The 20,785-nt window shown below is 39.9% G+C and carries 14 protein-coding genes; 7 read left to right on the top strand and 7 right to left on the bottom strand.

Annotated elements, in window-relative coordinates; genetic code table 11:
• Positions 1-164 precede the first annotated feature (164 nt).
• Entirely contained in the window at positions 165-1,298 is a 1,134-nt protein-coding gene (locus B5X70_RS15745; RefSeq protein ID WP_079558869.1) for a 4-phosphoerythronate dehydrogenase, read from the top strand.
• Positions 1,299-1,440: 142 nt separating this feature from the next.
• Here B5X70_RS15745 and B5X70_RS15740 read toward each other — a convergent pair whose 3' ends face one another.
• The 3 genes from B5X70_RS15740 to priA form a co-directional block, all read right to left on the bottom strand.
• The gene (locus B5X70_RS15740; RefSeq protein ID WP_079558868.1) at positions 1,441-2,043 is read right to left on the bottom strand and encodes a hypothetical protein; all 603 of its coding nucleotides are present in this window, start codon (positions 2,041-2,043) and stop codon (positions 1,441-1,443) included.
• A 95-nt stretch (positions 2,044-2,138) separates the two neighbouring features.
• Complete coding sequence (rpoN, locus tag B5X70_RS15735; RefSeq protein WP_079558867.1) at positions 2,139-3,602, bottom strand: RNA polymerase factor sigma-54; 1,464 nt, start codon at positions 3,600-3,602, stop codon at positions 2,139-2,141.
• 379 nt (positions 3,603-3,981) lie between these two features.
• Complete coding sequence (gene priA, locus B5X70_RS15730) at positions 3,982-6,444, bottom strand: replication restart helicase PriA (RefSeq protein ID WP_079558866.1); 2,463 nt, start codon at positions 6,442-6,444, stop codon at positions 3,982-3,984.
• A gap of 270 nt (positions 6,445-6,714) precedes the next feature.
• Here priA and B5X70_RS15725 point away from each other — a divergent pair, with 270 nt between their 5' ends.
• Positions 6,715-8,517 (top strand): SLC13 family permease, encoded by a 1,803-nt coding sequence (locus tag B5X70_RS15725; protein WP_079558865.1) that lies wholly within the window; start codon positions 6,715-6,717, stop codon positions 8,515-8,517.
• Between the two features lie 298 nt (positions 8,518-8,815).
• Entirely contained in the window at positions 8,816-9,475 is a 660-nt protein-coding gene (locus B5X70_RS15720; protein ID WP_079558864.1) for a hypothetical protein, read from the top strand.
• Between the two features lie 2 nt (positions 9,476-9,477).
• On the opposite strand, the gene mgtE is transcribed toward B5X70_RS15720, so the two are convergent.
• Together mgtE and rsmA are read right to left on the bottom strand one after the other, a co-directional pair.
• The gene (gene mgtE, locus B5X70_RS15715) at positions 9,478-10,842 is read right to left on the bottom strand and encodes a magnesium transporter (RefSeq protein WP_079558863.1); all 1,365 of its coding nucleotides are present in this window, start codon (positions 10,840-10,842) and stop codon (positions 9,478-9,480) included.
• Between the two features lie 38 nt (positions 10,843-10,880).
• A complete protein-coding gene (rsmA, locus tag B5X70_RS15710) occupies positions 10,881-11,666 on the bottom strand; it encodes a 16S rRNA (adenine(1518)-N(6)/adenine(1519)-N(6))-dimethyltransferase RsmA (RefSeq protein ID WP_079558862.1) in 786 nt (261 codons plus the stop codon).
• A gap of 174 nt (positions 11,667-11,840) precedes the next feature.
• Here rsmA and B5X70_RS15705 point away from each other — a divergent pair, with 174 nt between their 5' ends.
• From B5X70_RS15705 to B5X70_RS15690, 4 genes are all read left to right on the top strand, one after another.
• Complete coding sequence (locus tag B5X70_RS15705) at positions 11,841-12,830, top strand: lysylphosphatidylglycerol synthase transmembrane domain-containing protein (protein ID WP_079558861.1); 990 nt, start codon at positions 11,841-11,843, stop codon at positions 12,828-12,830.
• Entirely contained in the window at positions 12,827-13,810 is a 984-nt protein-coding gene (locus tag B5X70_RS15700) for a lysylphosphatidylglycerol synthase transmembrane domain-containing protein (RefSeq protein ID WP_079558860.1), read from the top strand. Before B5X70_RS15705 ends, B5X70_RS15700 begins: the two co-directional genes overlap by 4 nt.
• Before the next feature lie 231 nt (positions 13,811-14,041).
• Entirely contained in the window at positions 14,042-14,647 is a 606-nt protein-coding gene (locus tag B5X70_RS15695; RefSeq protein WP_079558859.1) for a bifunctional nuclease family protein, read from the top strand.
• Between the two features lie 37 nt (positions 14,648-14,684).
• A complete protein-coding gene (locus tag B5X70_RS15690; protein WP_079558858.1) occupies positions 14,685-16,079 on the top strand; it encodes a NupC/NupG family nucleoside CNT transporter in 1,395 nt (464 codons plus the stop codon).
• 87 nt (positions 16,080-16,166) lie between these two features.
• Here the strand turns inward: B5X70_RS15690 and trxA are convergent, their stop codons facing one another.
• Complete coding sequence (trxA, locus tag B5X70_RS15685; RefSeq protein WP_079558857.1) at positions 16,167-16,484, bottom strand: thioredoxin; 318 nt, start codon at positions 16,482-16,484, stop codon at positions 16,167-16,169.
• A gap of 113 nt (positions 16,485-16,597) precedes the next feature.
• On the bottom strand, positions 16,598-20,386 hold the full coding sequence (dnaE, locus tag B5X70_RS15680) for a DNA polymerase III subunit alpha (protein ID WP_079558856.1): 3,789 nt from the start codon (positions 20,384-20,386) through the stop codon (positions 16,598-16,600).
• Between the last annotated feature and the right edge of the window lie 399 nt (positions 20,387-20,785).

Raw genomic sequence — 20,785 nt, 5'->3', positions numbered from 1 at the left:
GATTTGAAGGAATATAATCCCATGAGACAAGGGTTTTCAATTGATTATGTATAATTTACTTTTATTTAAAATTTACAAATTAAATTGATTCTGACGACAATTCTTTGCATTAAAACCACTAAATTTGATTATTAGAAAGACTTAACAAACTCTTCCAGATCAAGATGAAGATAATAGCCGATGATAAAATTCCTTTCCTTAAAGGAGTATTTGAACCATATGCAACCGTTGAATACTACACCGGAAAAGATATTCAACCTGAACATGTTAAAAATGCCAACGCGTTAATTGTCCGCACAAGAACAAAATGCAATGAACAGCTATTAAAGGATTCGTCAGTTAAAATAGTTGCTACTGCAACCATTGGAACCGATCATTTTGATATTCCTTGGCTGGAGAAAGCAGGCATTGATTGGTGTAACTCGCCGGGATGTAATTCAGGTTCAGTTCGACAATACATTGCATCTGTTTTTGCTCACCGGATAAAAGAAGGTTTAAAGCCGGAATCAACCACATTAGGAATTGTTGGTGTAGGCATGGTTGGTTCTAAAATTGAAGCATTGGCTCGCAATCTTGGATTCAATGTATTGCTGAACGATCCCCCACGGGAAAGAAATGAAGGCTCCGATAAATTTTGCTCATTGGAATCCCTTCTAAATAAATCAGACATTGTAACTTTTCATACCCCTCTAAACATGGAAGGTCCTGATGCAACCTTTGACCTTCTGAACAATGATTCAATCAAATTTTTAAAAAAAGGGGCAATTATCATCAACTCCTCACGCGGAGAGGTAACATCATCCAACACATTATTGAGTGGTTTGGATAGTGGAGATATTTCACGTTTGGTTCTGGATGTTTGGGAAAACGAACCGCACATACACCCTGAGTTACATAAAAGAACCTGGATTGCAACGCCTCATATTGCAGGTTACTCAATGGATGGAAAAGCAAACGGCACCACAATGGCAGTTCAAAAAGTGGCCTCAAAGTTAGGATTTCCTCTTACCGAATGGGCGCCGGAATCAATCCCGTCGCCTGCAAATCGTTACATATGCCTTGATGCTCATGATAAACATCCATCCTTAGTTGCAGCAGATGCCATTTTATCAACGTATGATATTAAGGATGATGATCTTGAACTAAGAAACCACCCCGAAGAATTTGAAAAAATCAGAGGTAGCTATCCGATCCGAAGAGAATTTGAGGCATGGATCATTCATCCTGATTCATACCTGAATCAGGAATCTGTAAAAACACTAAAAAATCTGGGGTTTCAGTTTGTAATAGATCGTTAGAGATTTAGAAATTTAGATGTTAGACAATAGTAAATACTTAATTTTAAGCAAATTACATACCTGACCAATAACTTTACATATGCGTGAAAATCAAACAAATATAAAAGTTTAACGAACTATTAAGTTTGAACAATGATCAATTTTACATTAACACCGAACCAAAAACGACACTCCAACCTAACAAAAACCCAGCATACACCTGAGCCGGTGTATGTGCACCAAGGTGCAAACGGGCTGTAGCAGTAATACCGGATGCAAGGAAAAGAAGTACCATCCACCCCGACATATCAAGACCATACCTTAAAGCCAATGCCATAACCGCACCGGTTACACCTCCAATTCCTATCATATGCATGCTTATTTTCCAAAAAATGGTAATGCCAACCGCCAATAGGAGAGCAAGCAAGGTAACAAGCATAAAATTTCCGATGAGTACCGGCACTCCCATTTTTTTCAATAAAGCATACCCTAAATAGTAAAAAAGTCCGGCAAAAAACACCGGAAACAGCCTCTCACGAGCTGTTTCCATGTTAAAACTCTTTATCAGTTTAAACTGATAAAGTAAAGGCAGTAATGAAAGAGGTAATATGGCCGTAGAAAGAAACACAGTAAAATATATGATCCTTTTTGCATCCATCGACATATAAGAAACATGCGTGCCGGCTTGGAAAATCAAATAAATTCCAATGGTCGGCATCAACATAGGGTGAAAAAGAATGGAAACAATCTTACTGGCTAACTTCATATGGATTTTTCTTTAAAAAAGTCAAAATGCAACCACTCAAACATTATTCAAATAAGAGAAATAAACCTGTCTCAGAATTTCGTCATGACACACTTCTATAGCTCTTTCCTAAGTCGTGCAACGGGAATATTCAACTGCTCACGGTATTTTGCAACGGTACGGCGGGCAATATTATAGGATTTTTCTTTAAGTATCTGTGCCAATCTGTCGTCGGTGAGCGGTTTTCGCTTGTCTTCTGCTGCAATACACTCTTCCAGGATTTTTTTAATCTCCCGTGTTGAAACCTCCTCACCCGAATCGGTTTGCAGTCCTTCTGAAAAGAAATACTTCAAAGGGAAAATTCCGAAATGCGTTTGAATGTACTTACTGTTTGAAACCCGTGAAATGGTACTAATATCCAGCTGGGTAACATCTGCAATATCTTTAAGAATCATGGGGCGAAGGCGGGTTTCATCTCCCTCTACAAAATACTCCTTCTGATAATCGAGAATGGCTTCCATAACAGTCATCAGGGTATTTTGTCGCTGTCGGATGGCATCTATAAACCATTTAGCCGAATCAAGTTTTTGCTTCACAAACATCACAGCCTCTTTCTGCTCTTTGCTCTGATTCTTTTTATTGGCCTGGTAGTCGGTAAGCATTTCTGAATAGGTATGACTGACGCGTAGTTCCGGGAGATTTCGGGAGTTCAGACTAAGTTGAAGCTGACCATCCTCCACCTCAAGCATAAAATCAGGTATGATATGCTGAACTGTCTTGGTCATAGGATTGCTGTATGCACTTCCTGGCTTGGGATTCAGTTTCAGAATTTCATCTATTGCATCCTTCAATTCCGCATCTTCCATATGAAGACGCTTTAAAATCTTATCGTAATGCTTCCTGGTGAACTCCTCAAAATGATTCTTAAGAATGTTGTAGGCACTTTCAATGGCCGGATTAGACCGATCCTTTTTAACAATCTGCAAAAGCAGGCACTCCTGCAAATCACGTGCACCCACCCCTGCCGGATCAAAATCATGAATCACCTCCAGGATATCCAGTGCTTCTTTTTCGTCTACCTCAATGTTTTGTGAAAAAGCCAAATCGTCAATTATTTCATCCACTTCGCGCCTCAGATAGCCATCTTCATCGATGTTACCAATCATATATTCCGCAATCATGCGTTCATGCTCAGTCATGATTCTGAGTCCCAACTGCGCCACAAGATGTTCGTGAAAAGTAGTCCCTGTTGAAAAAGGAATGTCTTCATACTTATCATCCTTCGAGTAGTTATGGCTTTGCAGTTTATACGTAGGAATATCGTCTTCCCTTATATAATCATCGATGGACAGCTCATCTTTCTCCACTTCATTTTCAGCGGGTGCATCGTTGTTGTCCTCATAATTATCATCGGAATTATTTTGGCTATCCTTTGAATATTCAAGAACAGGGTTTACCTCCAACTCCTCCTTGATCCTTTGCTCAAGTTGCGCAGTTGGAATTTCAAGCAGCTTTATCACCTGAATTTGAAGGGGCGACAATTTCTGCAATAATTTATGTTGTAAACTCTGTTTAAGCATACTTTATCGAAATATTGGAAACAATAACGCTTCAATACAAAAATACAGTTATTTCCTCAATTTCGAAACACAATTGAATTGGGAATGATATTTTATATCATTAAGAAGGAAATGAAAATCATGTTTACTTCCTATTTTCTCAAAATGCCTTAAACAAAAAAGCACCCCCAAAAACCGTGTGAATTGGAAACTCGGTTTCGGAAAGTGCCTTTTTCAACAACCTGTTTTTTGTTTTGCTTTGGTCTAATAGATTAAGGGAAGGGATTTACTCCTTGTTTGTTATCTCTATATCAAAAGTAGGATATTTCCTAAAAAAAGTATTTGCAAATGGTAAAAAGCATTTGCATAACGTAAAAAATGCACCAAATGGTGCATTTTTTTATAAAGGATCAACATCGTTAACAATCTGTACATATTTCCACCTCTCATTTGCCAAAGTCTGGTTAATGCAATCCCGAATCAGCTTTTTAACCTGCGATGGGGAAGCCTTCCGTTCATATTTAATCATAATTCTTTGGAGGTGATGATCCTGAATTCTGTTTACAGGTGGCACTTGCGGGCCAAGAATTCTTGATCCAAATACCGACCGCAACAATCCTGCAAGATAATTTGCTGCCTGATTGGTCACATTTTGGTTTTTGTGTTTTATGGTGAGATGGATGATCCTGTAAAATGGCGGGTAATTGAATTGCTCACGTTCTTCGATTTGTTCCTGATAAAAGGCCGCGTAATTGTTACTTCGAACCTTCGCAATAACTGGATGCTCAGGATCTGATGTTTGAATAATCACCGTTCCACGTTTATGTTTTCGTCCGGCACGACCGCTCACCTGTGCCATCATCTGAAAACTCTTCTCAAAGGCTCTGAAGTCTGGATGATTCAACATTTGGTCGGCATTTAAAATGCCGACCAGACTAACCCGGTCAAAATCAAGGCCTTTTGTCACCATTTGTGTGCCTACCAAAATGTTATATTCACCCTGCTCAAATCCTGAAATGATGTTTTCATATCCTTTACGTGATCGCGTGGTGTCGTAATCCATACGTGCAATGGATGCATCGGGAAAAATCTGCCCTATCTCCTCCTCAATTTTTTGTGTTCCAAAACCTTTTAAATTCAGGGTCGGACTTTCACATGCCTGACAGGTTGCGTGGACATTTGATGAATAACCACAATAGTGGCAAATAAGTTGATGAATATGTTTATGATATGTTAAACTTACATCACAATGTTTGCATTTGGGAATCCAGCCACATGACATACACTCCATGAACGGTGCAAAACCGCGTCTATTCTGAAAAAGAATGACCTGTTGTTTATTGCTCAAAGCCTCGCTTATGTGTTCAAGCAACTGAGGAGAAAAATGAGATTGCATCATTTTTTTTCGCTGCGCCTCGCGGGTATTCACCACAATGATTTCTGGCATCATCATTCCTTCAAAACGGGTGGTAAGCTCAACGAGTCGGTACTTGTTATTCTGAACATTATAATAGCTTTCGATGGAAGGAGTGGCAGTTCCCAACAGAACGCTCGACTTGAATCCCTGCCCCAACACGAGCGCCACATCTCTGGCATGATAGCGTGGTGCAGGATCAAACTGTTTAAAAGAATTCTCGTGCTCCTCATCAATAATGATCAAACCGAGGTTGCTAAACGGCAGAAAAACTGAAGATCGCACACCCAGAATGACCCTATAGCTTTTATTGTTCAGCAGATTATTGTAAACTTCAACCCTCTGATCGTCGCTGAACTTACTGTGGTAAATTCCTAGTTTTTCTCCAAAGTGCGCCTTTAATCTGTTGGTAATTTGAGTAGTGAGTGCTATTTCAGGAAGGAGATACAAAGCTTGTTGACCCTTCTTTATTGCTTGATCAATCAGATGTATATAAATTTCGGTTTTACCGCTTGAAGTAACCCCGTGCAAAAGTACCGGCAAATTTTCATCGAAGCCTTTAAGGGTTTCCTGCAATGCTGAGTCCTGTTCGGGCGATAAAGTTTTTACTTTCTGAACATTCTCTATTTTACTGGTCAATAAACGATCCACATTCCGTTTTACCTGAACCAGCATCTCTTTCTTAATAAGCTCATTAATAGCAGTACTGGAATTCACTGCTTTTGATGCTAACTCTTTTTTAAGGACTTCTTTCCCTGTCATCGCTTCACTTACCCCCCCGGTACTTTGAAGGAAAAGCATCAAAACCTCCAGTTGTTTTGGAGCCCGGCTGAGACTGTCAAATGCATCCCTGAGAGAATTCTCATTTCGCACGTTGTTATGCAACGAAAGAAAAACTTCTGTTTTTGGTCGCCAGGAGCCCTTAAGTTGCTCATTAACAACTACAGCATCCAGTTCAATTAACTGCTTAATAATGTGATGACAACTCTTAAGTCCCGAAAACTGGTTGATCTCACTAATGGTACTATATTTTTTTGCAGCGAGAAAATCCAATATCTGTTGAGTTTTTTCAGGCATCTCCGTTTCGGCTTCAAACTCATCGTTGTAAAAAATGCGAGTTTCACTTTCGAGTTTCAAACCCGATGGCAGCGCTGCTTTATAAACCTCTCCTAAGGTACATTGATAATAATCGGCCATCCACTCCCAAACCTTTAATTGGCTTAAAGTTACAATGGGTTTGTCGTCGAGAATTGATATAATAGGTTTGGTTTCATAAGCCTCAGGCTTGTTGTTGTGAAGCGAGAATATGATTCCAGACAAAAGTTTCTTTTTCCCAAACGACACTACAACCCTCTGGCCTGCTGCTAAGGTTCCATGATATTCATTTGGAACTTCGTAGGTAAACAATTTTGGCAATGGTACCGGCAGCACTATATCAGCATATCTCATATTCTTACCTCTTACTGGAATTAATCGGAGAAAACAATCATTCATAGCAAATATAGTAATTCGAAATTACTCCTTAATTGAATTCCTTACTATTTACGTATGAAAAATGGGTAAAAATACCCATTTTGAAACCTCAAATATTTGTTAAAATTACATCTTGAAATAAAATGCCCAAATCAATAACCAAACAAAAGCATCCAAATGCTTTTGTTATGAATGCTGTAATTCTCTGTAAGCAAAAATTTAAACCAACTAAATCGAACCCATAGAATGCCATTTGAAGCCTGTATTGTAATTATAGTCATTGCATTAATGGTTGTAGCTCTGATGAAAGAGCTCGTCAGACCGGGTATGATCCTGTTTTCTGCCATGATTCTGTTGATGGTTATGGGAATCATCAGTACTGACGAAGCATTATCGGGGTTCTCAAACAGGGGAATGATTACAGTTGCTGTACTTTTTATTGTTAGTGAAGGTATCAGTTTAACCGGAGCTCTGCGGTTTACAGCAAGAATGATACTTCCGAAGCGCAGAAAAGCCATTCACTGGCTATATCTGCAAATTGCACTACCCATTTCATTTTTCTCAGCATTTCTGAACAACACACCGGTTGTAGTCATATTTGCTCCCATCATAAAAAACTGGTCGGAAAAGTTACAACTTCCCGCATCCAAATTCCTGATGCCTCTCTCTTATGCAGCCATACTGGGCGGAATGTGTACTCTCATTGGTACTTCTACCAACCTTGTGGTACATGGTCTGATGCTTGAAAATGGGATGAAAGGTTTTTCCATGTTTGAACTTGGAAAAGTGGGACTTCCAATTGCCATTGCAGGGCTTTTGTACATTGCTTTGATGGGTGGACTGCTTTTACCCGGAAAACGGGCAAAACACATGACAAAGAACCAGTTCAAGGAGTATTTTTATGATGTATATGTTACCGAAAAAAGTCGGCTAATTGGTCAGAAACCAGTACGAGGATTTCTTCCCGACCTGAGAACCGTAAAAATTGAAAAACTGGTACGCAATGGTAAAGAGTACAATCTTGAAGATGAAGAAACAACCATTGAAGAGAACGATAAACTTTTATTGCGAGGCACGTCGGAAACATTTTATGATTTAATGAACAGCCCTTACGTTAAACTCAAGGGCATTGACAATCTGGACGAATCATTAAAAAATAAGAAGCTGAAACAGGTTGAGGCCGTTTTGGCACCTCGTTTTCCGGGGTTGGGACAAACTATTGGTGACTTTGATTTCTATCACCACTATCAGGCTGTCGTAATGGCTATAAATCGCAATGGCGAACGCATTACCGACAACATTGAAAACATTGTACTTCAGGAAGGAGATACTGTTATATTATTGGCTACCGAACAGTTTATCAAGAACTGGAGTGAGTCCAAGATTTTTTATCTCACCTCATACATTGGCGATGTGAGCAACGGAACCAATAAAAACAAAAAAATACTTGCGGCAGTTATTGTTCTGTTGATGGTCATAGGTGCCACCATTGGCGAACATTTGCCACCAATTGGGCCAAACAAGCTGGACATGTTCTGGTTTGCTTCTCTGGCAGCCATTATTATGGTGTGGACATCGATTGTTCCCCACCAACGTTATACCAAAGCCATCAGTTGGGACGTTCTGATTACCATTGCCGCCTCATTGGGTATCAGTAAAGCCATGCAAAATTCCGGTGTGGCAGAGCTGATTGCCTCAACAGCCATTAGTTTTTCCCAAAATCATGGTCCAATTGTAGTATTAGCAACAATTTATATAATTACCAATGTTTTCACAGAACTAATAACCAACAATGCAGCAGCTGCTTTGGTATTCCCCATTGCACTATCCGCCGGTCAGCAAATGGGAGTTGATCCCAAGCCATTTTTCGTTGCCATTTGCATGGCCTCATCAGCCAGTTTTTCCACACCAATTGGTTACCAAACAAATCTGATTATTCAATCGATAGGTAATTACAAGTACACTGATTTTGTAAAAATTGGTTTGCCTCTGAATATCATAGCATTTATTGTTTCGTTAACGGTAATTCCGCTTTTGTGGAATTTTTAATAATAAATATCGCAGAATAACGCATAGCATCGTACGTGTAAGGTGTTTGATATTTGTCATATACTATATGAAACTCAAATTAATCCATTAGTAAACGGGTCGTTTTTTTGAGTCAGCTTTCAGAGATATAACAAGCAGTTAACAATTTCTTGATTCTTAGGTAACACAGTCTGAATAGCTTTAGCTATTCAGAAGCATAAATAACCATTCGAATTAAGAACAAAAATGTAGGTGAATTAGTTATTTACCTGTATAAATTGAGATGTTTTCCTAATTACCATTAACCTATACTGATTTTATGCTGCAATCGAATATCACACTATCAGAAAGTAACTCTTTTTGCAATCAGGTTATGCCATCTTGGTCAAACCGATATTATGAGCCGGATCGGTTTTATCAGTCCGGATATGAATTAATAAGAACAAATAGCAACCGAAATCAGGCCTTCCTGATGGTTCTCTCGTCCATCACATCATGGGACGAGGAGGTGATTATTTGTGGTAAACAAAAGGAAAGAGATGAAACGGAGTCTCTGACAAAAAACCTGGGCATTGTTTGCCAGGCATATTTCGAATATCCCGATGACCTGGAGCCAATCAATAATATTCTGAAAGCGCGTCCGGGTATTTCCCACATGGTTTTGAATATAAACTCGGGATTCAGAGTTACAGATAAATTTCTTTCATCCATTAATTGGTTAAAGGAAGTTCATCGTCTGAACCTGATAGTTAATTGTCACTCTGCTTTCTCCGGTATAAACGATGTTTTCAACGGAAACATCGATTTTCTGATTGGAGAAACTCCCGATGGGGATTCCTACGTGATAGCCAGACGCAACCGTCTGGTACAAACCGAAGGAAATTCAAGATCTCTGCAATTGGATCTATACGATCTGTGGCAAAAGCAGGTAACTTCCCGCAAAGCCATTATTGAACCTATGGATTTGTGCGAAATATAGTATTATACAAATACGCCGAAAAAATAAGCTGCCAATAGCAGGTAAACAAACATTCCTGAAATATCATTAAGCGTTGTTATAAAAGGGCCAGTGGCCATCGCCGGATCAATCTTCAACTTGTGTAGGAACAGCGGCAAGAAAGTTCCAAACAGAGAAGCAAACATCACCACAGAAAACATGGCTGAAGCAACGGTTAGAGTAAGGGCAAACACCGACCCTATGGCCATGTTATAAGCAAATACAAGAAGTGCAAGAGCAGTGGCATTTAACAATGCCACGGACAACTCTTTCAGCAGTTTTTTCAGATTACTTTCAATACCAAGACTTCCACTGGCCAAAGACTGAACCATAATAGCTGAGGACTGTATCCCGACATTTCCTCCCATGGCGGCAATAAGTGGCATAAAAAATGCCACTTGCGGATTGTCATCTATATTTCCCTCAAAAACACTGATCACCCTGGAGCCAAAAAGACCGCCAACCAATCCAATCATTAACCAGGGAATACGGGCTTTGGTGTGCCGGAACACGCTATCGGACACTTCAACATCATGGGTAATACCCGATGCAAGCTGATAATCCTTCTCGGCTTCCTCGCGCATTACATCCACCACATCATCGATGGTTATGCGGCCAACCAACCGACCTATGCTATCGGTAACCGGAAGAACAACCAAATCGTACTTATTCATAATGTTGGAAACCTCCTCCGAGGTAACATCGGCGTTTACTGAGATAACGTCAGGATTGTAGATGTCTTTAACGATGGTATCTGTAGCGCTTAGAAGCATTTTTTTCAATGACAGGGTTCCTTTCAGAATGCCATCATTATCTACTACATAAACAAAATAAACCTCATCCACCTCTTCGGCTTGTCTGCGCATACTGCGCAGGCAGGTTATAATGCTCCATGATTCTTTAACCTTGATTAACTCCTTGGCCATCAACCCACCGGCAGAATTTTCCTTGTAGTGAAGCAAATCTACAATGTCGCCGGCAACAGAGATGTCATTCAGGAAAGAGAGTACCTCCTTTTGTCGCTCTTCGTCAAGTTCGGAGAGAACATCTACGGCATCATCCGAATCCATCTTGTCGATGAATCGGCGGGCAATGACCTCACTAGGTAAAGCTTTCAGGAATCTTAACCGATCCTCCTCTTCAAGTTCAATCAGAACGTCGGCGGCGGTGTCGTCGTCGAGTAGAAAATAGAGGTATTTGGCCTCTTCTATACTGAGTTCTTCGTATATTTCAGCTATATCGGCAGGGTGTAACTCTCCGAGCAACTGTAACAAAGTCTCCTCATCTTTCTGTTCAATCAGAAGTCTGAGATTCTCAATGTATTCCCTTGTGAGTTCAAAATTTGCCATAGACCGGAGTTTTATTCGGTTACACAATTAAGTACACATCATTCACAAAGCGGATGCTCCTGAATCAGTGATGTGAGTTCCTGAAATCCCTCTACAGATAACTGCTCAGGACGAAGATTAAACACCGGGAGGTGTTTAATCGCTTCCATGTTACATGGAATATTCTTCAAGCTGTTTCGCATCGTCTTTCGACGTTGGTTAAAAGCAGCCTTCACAACCTTAATAAACAGTTTTTCATCGCATGGAAGTTTTTCCACATCGTTTCTTAGCAGCCTGATTACACCAGATTTTACTTTGGGAGGCGGAATAAAAACATGTTCATCTACGGTAAAAAGATATTCAGCCGTGTAAAATGATTGTAAAAACACGCTCAGAATGCCATACTCTTTTGAACCTGGACCTGAGGTTATTCTTCTTCCTACTTCTTTTTGTACCATACCAACCAAAGCTTCCACCTGATGGCGATTCTCAAAAGCCTTAAAGAAAATCTGGCTGGAAATATTATATGGAAAATTCCCGATGATACTAAACTTTCCAGGGAATAACTTTTGAAAATCCAATTTTAGGAAATCCCCTTCAATGATTTTGTCCTGCAGTTGCGGATAATGCTTATGAAGGTATACAACAGATTCGGTATCTATTTCAACCAGTTGAAGTTCAATATCGGGTCTTTTAACAAGGAATTGTGTAAGCACACCCATCCCCGGCCCCACCTCAATGACATGAGCTGGAGGGGTTGATAGACTTTCTGTTATTCTTTCGGCAATGGCCGGTTCGTTCAGGAAGTGTTGCCCCAGATGTTTTTTTGCTCTTACACGCTTCATCGTCCATGGTTCACCGGTTTATAAAGACATTCATTCTCGGTTTTGGCCAATATCATTTCATTTCGTAACATTGTAAATAAAATAAAAATTAGCGGAACAAAGGTAAGACTATTTTTGTAACCTCTTTTAGCTTTACATATTTCTTTATTCAACCTGAAATAAAAAACCGGTAATTTGAAAACCCAAAAGTATAAAGCGCTCCAGTTTGTCTTTTTTTTGCTCCTGGGACTTGGAATATTGTGGTGGTTGTACAAAGACCAGGATCCGGAGGAACTCATGAATGCTCTGCAAAAAGAGGTGAATTACTTTTGGATTGCTGCCATGATATTTATTGCGTTCCTAAGCAATTTAAGCCGCACCATACGCTGGCAAATGCTGGTTGCACCTGTTGACCGGCGTCCCGGATTCATCAACACTTTTCTGGCTTTGATGATAGGCTATATCGCCAATTTGGCCATTCCCAGAATGGGCGAACTTTCGAGATGTGCAGTGTTAAGCCGATACGAAAACATCTCGTTTTCAAGATTGGTAGGTACTGTGGTAACAGAGAGAATTTTAGATTTGATTATGTTGATCATCTCCTTTTCTCTGGTTTTAGTTCTTGAATTTGGATTGCTTCGAAGAATGCTTGCAGGAATGATTGATATTAGTGCGTTCAAAAGATATTTTCTGACTCCTGCGCCTTATATTTTCATCTTTCTGCTTTTCATGTCGTTTTGGTTCTTCAGAAAAAAGATTAAGGCAAGCGGCCTGTTCTTTAGAATACAAACACTGTGGGAAAAATTCAGAGAGGGACTGCTCTCTTTTCGGAAAGTGATACACAAGCCTTGGTTCATCATACATACTCTTCTTATTTTTTTCTTCTATTTTTTAATGATGTATATAAGTTTCCAAGCTTTTCCGGCAACTCAACACCTATCTCTTCTTGCCGGGTTAACTGTCTTTGTTTTTGGGACTTTGGGCATGGTCGCACCGGTTCAGGGAGGAATCGGCCCATGGCATTTTATGGTTATAACGGCTTTGGTCGGTTACCACGTTCCAACGTCGCAGGCTGCTGTTTTTGCCCTGGTAACACATGGTGCTTTCAATTTAATGGTAGTGGTTTGCGGTCTTATTTCATTGCTGGTTCTACCCCTTATTAATCCGAAAAAAGGCAAAAAATGAATGATCAGAAAAATCAATCCGTCATCAGATTTGCCAGATTAATAATTACTGTTGTATCTCTGGCGTATGTATTTTACCGGATTTATAATTTCCAAAAATGGGATGAATTTTTACAACATCTTTCTGACAATCGCGCTCTCTTTTATCTCTTGCTGATTGTTCAATTCCTGATGCTGGCTATCAACATCTCCTTTGAAGGAGCAAAATGGAAATATCTTTTAACGCCGGTTAGAATTCAAAATTTTAAATCGTCAGTCATCCAGGTTTTGAAAGGACTTCAATTGGGAGTTATAACGCCTGCACGAATAGGAGAACCAGTGGCCAGAGCGCTAATGCTTCCGCAGGGATCGCGCGTTAAAGCTTTTCTGTTATCATCAGCCGGGAGCATCCTGCAAAACATAGTATTGGGATTTAGCGGAATTGGCGGGATGGTTTACCTCGCCTCTACAAGTGATTTTAATTCAACCCTATTATCGGTGCTGAAGGAACAGATCATTTTCTATGTCGGGATATTTTTTGCAGCCATGCTGATCGTTCTGGGAGTCCTTTTTAGAATCATTTCTTCCAAAAAAAACAAACGATATCTGAAAAAAGCAGCACAACATATTGTTGTGCTTCAACAGTTAACAATTAAAAACATACTCATCGTAACTGGGTTTACAGTTCTAAGATACCTGGTGTATACTTCTCAACTATGGTTAATGTTATGGTTTTTCGACATCTCCATACATCCTTCCGATCTTAATCTGATTTTCATCTATTTTGCAACCATTACATTTATACCTGCAATTGCAATTGCTGACATAGGCATAAGAGGATCGGTGGCGCTTTTTCTCTTTGGAATGATATCTGCTAATCATGAAGCCATTATGGTTTCGGTATTTATTCTCTGGGTTATTAATGTTGGAACCCCTGTAATTATAGCTTCATTTTTAAAAAGTCCGGAGAAAGCGAAATCTCTGCCAATAAACCAAACATGAATTGAAAGTAAAATTTGGCTTGCACTATTATAAATTTTCCTGACCATAAATATTTACTTAAAGAATTAATCTTAAAACAAATTCATATATTTGTTACTTATATGATCCAAATTCTGTTTTACCCAAGCCGGGATCATCTGTAAAACACTTACAAGAAGCCAAATAAAACACCATTGGTATTTAATCATCTGAAACGATAGTTTTTCAGGCAATGCTAAAAACTAATTTCGAATGAGTAAAAAGAAAGTAAAACTAAACATATTAGGATTATCATATTCACAAACCCAATCGGGTGCTTATGCACTGGTTTTGGCAGAAGAGGAGGGTGAACGGCGAATCCCAATCATCATTGGTGGTGTTGAGGCGCAATCCATAGCCATCAAACTTGAAGGCCTTGAGCCTCCCCGTCCATTAACGCACGATCTGTTTCTTAAATTTGCCAGAGCTTTTCAGGTTGAACTGTTGGAGGTGGTCATTTACAAACTGGAAGAGGGTATTTTCTACTCTGAACTGGTTTGTGTAAAAGAGGGAGAAGTAATCAGAATTGATTCCCGCACTTCCGATGCAGTTGCTTTGGCGCTGAGATTTAACTGTCCCATTTATACTTATGAGGAGATCTTATCAAAAGCAGGCATTGTTCTTGACTTTGGCGATCCCAAAGATGAGCCGGCCGAAAGCAGTGGGGCAAAAGCCGGAAAATCGTCGTCAGGAACTTCCAGTGCCTATGCAGCCAAGTCGCTGGATGAATTGAAGGTACTGCTGGAAGAAGCTGTTGAAAGTGAGAATTATGAAAAAGCTTCAGAAATAAGAGATGAGATAAAACGCCGGGAAAAATAAAGAATCCCCTAAAAAATGAAAAATTAAGGCCTGAATTATGAAGAGATCTGCTGCTCTGCTGTTTTTCCTGATGATTTTGATCCTCCCCATTACCGGAGAAAATGTGGTAGTTCCGATACCCGAAAGCATGGGATTTACTTTTACAGGGTTATTTAGAGGCCTTCTTGGTATGTTGAGCATCATGGCTATTGCATGGTTGTTTAGTTCCAACCGCAAAGCCATCAACTGGCGGGTAGTTGCAATCGGATTAGGAATACAAGTCGCTTTAGCTCTAAGCATTCTTCACATCCCTTTTGTTGAATCCATCTTTGATTTTGTAGGAAAAATATTTGTAAAACTTTTAAGTTTTACTGAAGCCGGTACGCATTTCCTGTTCAGCAGCTTTCAAACGGATACCATTGAATCGCCATTGCTGAATTTTGCCATCACCATACTTCCAACCATAATCTTTTTCTCGGCCATTACCAGCGTACTTTTTTACTTCGGAATCATTCAACGGGTTGTCTATTATCTGGCGCTGGGTATGAGCAAGTTGTTGCGCTTATCGGGTGCTGAAAGTTTATCGGTAGCCGGAAATATATTTTTGGGTCAAACCGAATCCCCGCTAATGATAAAGGCCTATCTGGAAAAAATGAATCGTTCAGAGATGCTTCTGGTTATGTCTGGAGGCATGGCAACCCTGGCAGGCGGAGTTCTTGCAGTATATATAAAAGTACTGGGAGGCGGTGATCCGGTTCAGGAATTGATTTATGCTAAGCATTTATTGGCGGCATCCATAATGGCAGCTCCGGGAGTTGTTGTCATTGCCAAAATGCTGATTCCACAGACCGAGGCTATCTCAAAAGAAGTTGAAGTAAGCAAGGATCGAATTGGAAAAAATGTGTTGGATGCCATATCCAATGGAACCACTGAAGGCATTCGTCTGGCAGTAAATGTAGCAGGGATGCTGCTGGTTTTCATCTCATTTATTGCCATGTTTAATTTTATATTTCTTAAAACCGGCGATTGGTTTGGATTAAACGAGAGAATTGCAGAAATGACCAATGGTCAGTATACCGAGTTATCGTTACAATTTCTTCTGGGATATATTTTTGCTCCTTTAATGTGGCTTTTGGGGGTTCATGCGCAGGACATTGATTTGGTTGGACGGGTTTTGGGAGAGAAAATCATCATGACCGAATTTATTGGTTATGTCAGTTTGGGCGAATTGAAACAAACCGGGGCATTTTTTCAGGAGAAGTCAATTATAATGGCCACTTACATTTTGTGCGGTTTTGCTAATTTTGCCTCAATTGGTATACAAATTGGAGGAATTGGATCACTGGCACCGGGAAAAAGGATTCTTCTTTCTCAGCTTGGATTAAGAGCTTTGCTTGCAGGAACACTGGCTTCCCTTTTATCAGCTACAATTATTGGCACCATATTAGGTTAAAAGAGATTTCTGATATCCACAGAATAATAACACAAAAGGCGATTCGTAGGAATCGCCTTTTATTCTTTACTCTCAACTATTTCTTAGTTACAGAATTGCATCAAGTTTAGAAGCCAAAATTGTTTTAGGAACAGCTCCTACCTGCTTATCTACAACCTCTCCATTCTTAAAAAACAGGATGGTTGGAATATTTCTAATTCCAAACTTCACAGAGGTTTCAGGATTACCATCAACATCCATTTTTGCAACAACAGCCTTATCCTTATACTCATCGGCCAACTCTGCTACAATGGGAGTTACCATTCTACATGGGCCACACCATTCGGCCCAAAAATCCAAAAGAACAGGTTTGTCTGAGTTCAGAACCAGTTCATCAAAATTGGAATCAGTTACTTCAATTGCCATAATTATCTGGTTTATTTAATGTTGTTAGATATAAATTTAAAACTAATTGAATATATTACAAAACACAAAAAATACCCTCTTGTTCAAAGATAGCCATTTTTAGATTAAAATTCCTAACTTAATATCATTGAAATTTCAGGCCTTTCTTCGAAAAAACGCACCAAATCACCGGTTAAATTGACCATTACATTTCGTGATAAGAGTTTGATGTTTTGACGCTCATTTTCTTCGTCATAAACTTGAAAGCGGAGAGATACCTTGCCTTTGTTCTCCATCGTGATATGAGCCAACTCGGTTACCACCTCGTTGGTTAATCCGCTCAAAGGAATTCTCAGAGTCAGACATTTAACCTGATTATCCAAAATGTCGGCCAAAAGAGAAATACTATGAACTTTTGCCTCGAACTCTTCAGGTCTGAATTTTTTAGGCTGAACTTTGCCTTTTACCATGATAAACAGATTGGATTCAAAATAGTTGTTGAACTTGATGTAATCCTCCCCGAAAAAAGCAAAGTCAAAACTACCTGAGTAATCTTCAAGCGTTAAAATGCTGAACTTGTTCCCTTTTTTTGTGAATCCCTGACGAACATTTGTTACCATGCCTCCCACTGTAAACTCTCTTCCCTTAAGAGTCTCGATATCATTTAACTTACTGACTTCCAAATTGCAATAATTTTGAATTTCGAGCCGATAGTCATCAAGGGGGTGCGCCGACAGATACATGCCTATCAAATCCTTTTCTTTTTCCAGCTTTTCGAGGGTAGAAAATTCAAGGCATTGAGGAATGTCCGGTTTCTTAATTTCTACAGCCAGTTCAGCTGTTCCAAAAAGAGAGTTCTGGTTGGTTGCTTTATCACTTTGATAGCGATTTCCGTAACGAATAAGTTTCTCGATAAAAGATCCGTCATCACCTGCAGCTACTGCAAAAAACTGAGCCCTGTGAATATTGCCGAGGCTATCAAACCCACCTGCACCAGCTAGAGCCTCGATGGCCTTTTTGTTTACAGTTTGCAAACTAATTCGCTCAATAAAATCGAAAACATCTTTGTATGGTCCGTTCTTCTCGCGTTCTTTTATGATTTCCTGAACAACGCCTTCTCCAACACCTTTGATTGCAGCCATCCCAAAGCGTAAAGCTCCTTTTTTATTTACGGTAAATTTGAGGTGACTTTCATTAACATCCGGTCCAAGAACTTCTAACCCCATGCGACGGCATTCTTCCATGAAGGTGGTAATCTTGGAGATATCGTTCAAATTTCGACTTAAAACCCCTGCCATGAATTCAGCAGGATAATGTGCTTTTAAGTACCCCGTTTTATAGGCCAGATTTGCATAACAAACCGAGTGAGATTTATTGAAGGCATAACTGGCAAATGCTTCCCAGTCTTTCCATATTTTCTCAATCAACACATCCGGTTTTTTGGCAACTTTTTCGCAACCCTCAATGAATTTCGGATTATTCTTACACCCATCTGAGAATTTGGCCTTTAATTTGGCCATCACTTCCATCAACTTTTTCCCCATGGCCTTACGAAGGGAGTCGGACTCGCCACGAGTAAAACCTGCGAGCTTCCTCGACAGAAGCATCACCTGCTCCTGGAAAACTGTAATTCCATAAGTTTCTTCAAGGTAAGATTCCATCAATGGATGATCGTAGTTGATATCCTCACGGCCATGTTTACGGGCTACATAATTGGGAATGTATTCCATCGGGCCCGGACGGTAAAGCGCGTTCATGGCCACCAAATCTTCAAAACGGTTGGGTTGAAGTTCGCGGAGGTATTTTTTCATCCCTGCCGACTCAAACTGGAAAATGGCGGTTGTTTCACCACGTGAAAAAAGCTCAAAGGTTTTTTCATCGTCATAGGTAAAGTTGGTATCATCCATATCGAGATCAAACCCTTTTGATAGCTTAATGGCCTCAAGAGTTTCCTTTATGATGGAAAGCGTTTTTAACCCGAGGAAGTCCATTTTAAGCAACCCGATGGATTCAACCAGATTTCCTTCGTACTGTGTAACCAAAAGGTTTACACCTTCCTTAGCAGGCATTAAAGGAATGTGTTCATCTAATGGATCCCGACCAATCAGAACTCCGCAGGCATGCACACCTGTTTGACGAATCGATCCCTCCAGGTCACATGCTAGTTCAAGGGTTTTCAACAAGGTCTCATTTCCGGAATTTCTTCCATTCAGCATCTCTGTGGCAAATATGCGGAGCATCTCTAAACGCGCCACCTCTTTATCTTTATTCGCAGAACGTGCTGCACTAAGCTTTCGCTCCAGAGCAGGCAGAACATTTTCTAAAGTCCCATTTTCAACTTCCAGGTTCAAAACCTCCTTATATGCATTGGCGAGTTTGGTTCCCGGTTTTTCAGGAATTAACTTGGATATTCGGTCGGTTTCCGATAAAGGAAGCTTAAGCACCCTACCCACATCCTTTATGGCCGATTTTGCGGCCATGGTTCCCAGAGTACAAATATGCGCCACTTTATCTTTGCCGTATTTATCTGCCACCCAGTTAAGAACGAGCTGTCGGCCATCGTCATCAAAATCAATGTCCACGTCAGGCATCGAAATCCTGTCGGGATTGAGGAATCGCTCAAACAGCAAATCAAATTTTATGGGATCAACAGAAGTAATACCCACGCAATATGCCACGGCTGAACCTGCAGCTGAACCACGACCGGGCCCTACCAAAACCCCCATATCACGTGCTGCATTTATGAAATCCTGAACTATCAGGAAGTAACCTGGAAAACCCATGGTTTTCACGGTGTTCAGTTCAAAGTCAATTCGCTCCTTAACATTATCGGGAACCGGATCTCCATAAAACTTTTTTGCACCAACATAAGCCAAATGTTCAAGGTAATCAGCTTCCAACTTAACCCGAAGCAAATGATCATAGTCCCCACCCAGAGACGCATAACGTTCTGCTCCAAACTCTTCCTTTAAATCATCTTCACTAATCTTTTCACGATACCCTTCCCAGCTACCAAAATCCTCAGGAATTGGGAAAAGTGGCATAATTGGAGGCGAGTCCAACTCATATATTTCTACCTTATCGGCAATTTCCATGGTGTTTTGTAACGCTTCCGGAATATCGGCAAAAAGTTGATTCATCTCTGCTGTTGTTTTGAACCACTCCTGGCGCGTATAACGCATACGGCTTTCATCGTCCTGATCCTTACCGGTGTTGAGGCATATCATCACATCATGTGCCTCAGCTTTTGCTGCATCAGCAAAATGCACATCATTGGCAGCAATCACCTTTACACCCAATTCTTTACTGAATTCAACCAATTTTTCATTAACGATCTTCTGTTCATCGTAAACCAACTTTCGCATGCGGGGATCTTCTGAAGGATGTCGCTGCAATTCAAGATAGAAATCTTCCCCAAAAAGATTTTTGTACCAAAGAATTGCTTCTTTGGCTCCGTCAAAATCATTGTTGATGATTTTCCTGGGTATTTCGCCTCCCAGGCAGGCCGATGTGATAATTAATCCTTCATGATGTTTTTCAAGTAGCTGTTTATCAATTCGGGGGCGATAGAAAAAACCTTCAACATAGGCAATGGATGTAAGTTTCAGGAGATTTTTATATCCCTTCAGGTTCTTAGCAAGTATGACCAAGTGCCGTCCCGACCGATCCAGATTTTTATCGGAACGATCAGCAATGGTTCGCTCTGCCACATAGGCCTCCACTCCTATAATTGGTTTAATTTTTTTCTTTTTACATAAATCATAAAACTCCTTAATGCCAAGCATAGTTCCGTGATCGGTGAGGGCAATGGCAGACATGCCATCCTCAACAGCTTTGTTAACCAACGCCTGCACACTGGCTTGACCATCAAGTATAGAGTATTGAGAGTGAACGTGTAAATGTGTAAAGGGAATATTAGCCATGATAAGTTTTAACTTTCAATAAAATTTTCTGTTTCGAACAAAAATAGCAATTCCATTACAGAGGTAACAGTTAAATTTGATGAAAGTTTTTCTTTTGAGAATACAAGATTTTTAAATTCGGAGACAACGAGTGACAATATAGTATCATTGATTTAAATACTCCAAACAGAGCCCTTCTGAATTCATATCCATCTGTAATTATACAATTTATGATCTACTGAATAATAATGACTGTTAATTGCAACTAGGTGTTCTCAAACATATCCATAACCAATAGCATTAATTTTAATCACATCGGATTCGCTCATTAAAATCAATCTAAGACACTCTTTTAATGCAATATAATTAACACTACGGCATAAAATACTCTCAGAATTCAGTCGAAGATCAACTAAAAAA

Source organism: Alkalitalea saponilacus (assembly GCF_900168165.1).
In the GTDB taxonomy this organism is placed as follows: domain Bacteria; phylum Bacteroidota; class Bacteroidia; order Bacteroidales; family Marinilabiliaceae; genus Natronoflexus; species Natronoflexus saponilacus.
Note: the sequence above shows the minus strand (reverse complement) of the source record. Positions and strands in the feature narration are given on the sequence as shown.

Excerpts from the sequence above, each read along its gene's own strand:
- B5X70_RS15745 (WP_079558869.1), top strand. The coding sequence starts at position 165 with ATGAAGATAATAGCCGATGATAAAATTCCTTTCCTTAAAGGAGTATTT.
- B5X70_RS15740 (WP_079558868.1), bottom strand. The coding sequence starts at position 2,043 with ATGAAGTTAGCCAGTAAGATTGTTTCCATTCTTTTTCACCCTATGTTG.
- rpoN (WP_079558867.1), bottom strand. The coding sequence starts at position 3,602 with ATGCTTAAACAGAGTTTACAACATAAATTATTGCAGAAATTGTCGCCC.
- priA (WP_079558866.1), bottom strand. The coding sequence starts at position 6,444 with ATGAGATATGCTGATATAGTGCTGCCGGTACCATTGCCAAAATTGTTT.
- B5X70_RS15725 (WP_079558865.1), top strand. The coding sequence starts at position 6,715 with ATGCCATTTGAAGCCTGTATTGTAATTATAGTCATTGCATTAATGGTT.
- B5X70_RS15720 (WP_079558864.1), top strand. The coding sequence starts at position 8,816 with ATGCTGCAATCGAATATCACACTATCAGAAAGTAACTCTTTTTGCAAT.
- mgtE (WP_079558863.1), bottom strand. The coding sequence starts at position 10,842 with ATGGCAAATTTTGAACTCACAAGGGAATACATTGAGAATCTCAGACTT.
- rsmA (WP_079558862.1), bottom strand. The coding sequence starts at position 11,666 with ATGAAGCGTGTAAGAGCAAAAAAACATCTGGGGCAACACTTCCTGAAC.
- B5X70_RS15700 (WP_079558860.1), top strand. The coding sequence starts at position 12,827 with ATGAATGATCAGAAAAATCAATCCGTCATCAGATTTGCCAGATTAATA.
- B5X70_RS15695 (WP_079558859.1), top strand. The coding sequence starts at position 14,042 with ATGAGTAAAAAGAAAGTAAAACTAAACATATTAGGATTATCATATTCA.
- B5X70_RS15690 (WP_079558858.1), top strand. The coding sequence starts at position 14,685 with ATGAAGAGATCTGCTGCTCTGCTGTTTTTCCTGATGATTTTGATCCTC.
- trxA (WP_079558857.1), bottom strand. The coding sequence starts at position 16,484 with ATGGCAATTGAAGTAACTGATTCCAATTTTGATGAACTGGTTCTGAAC.
- dnaE (WP_079558856.1), bottom strand. The coding sequence starts at position 20,386 with ATGGCTAATATTCCCTTTACACATTTACACGTTCACTCTCAATACTCT.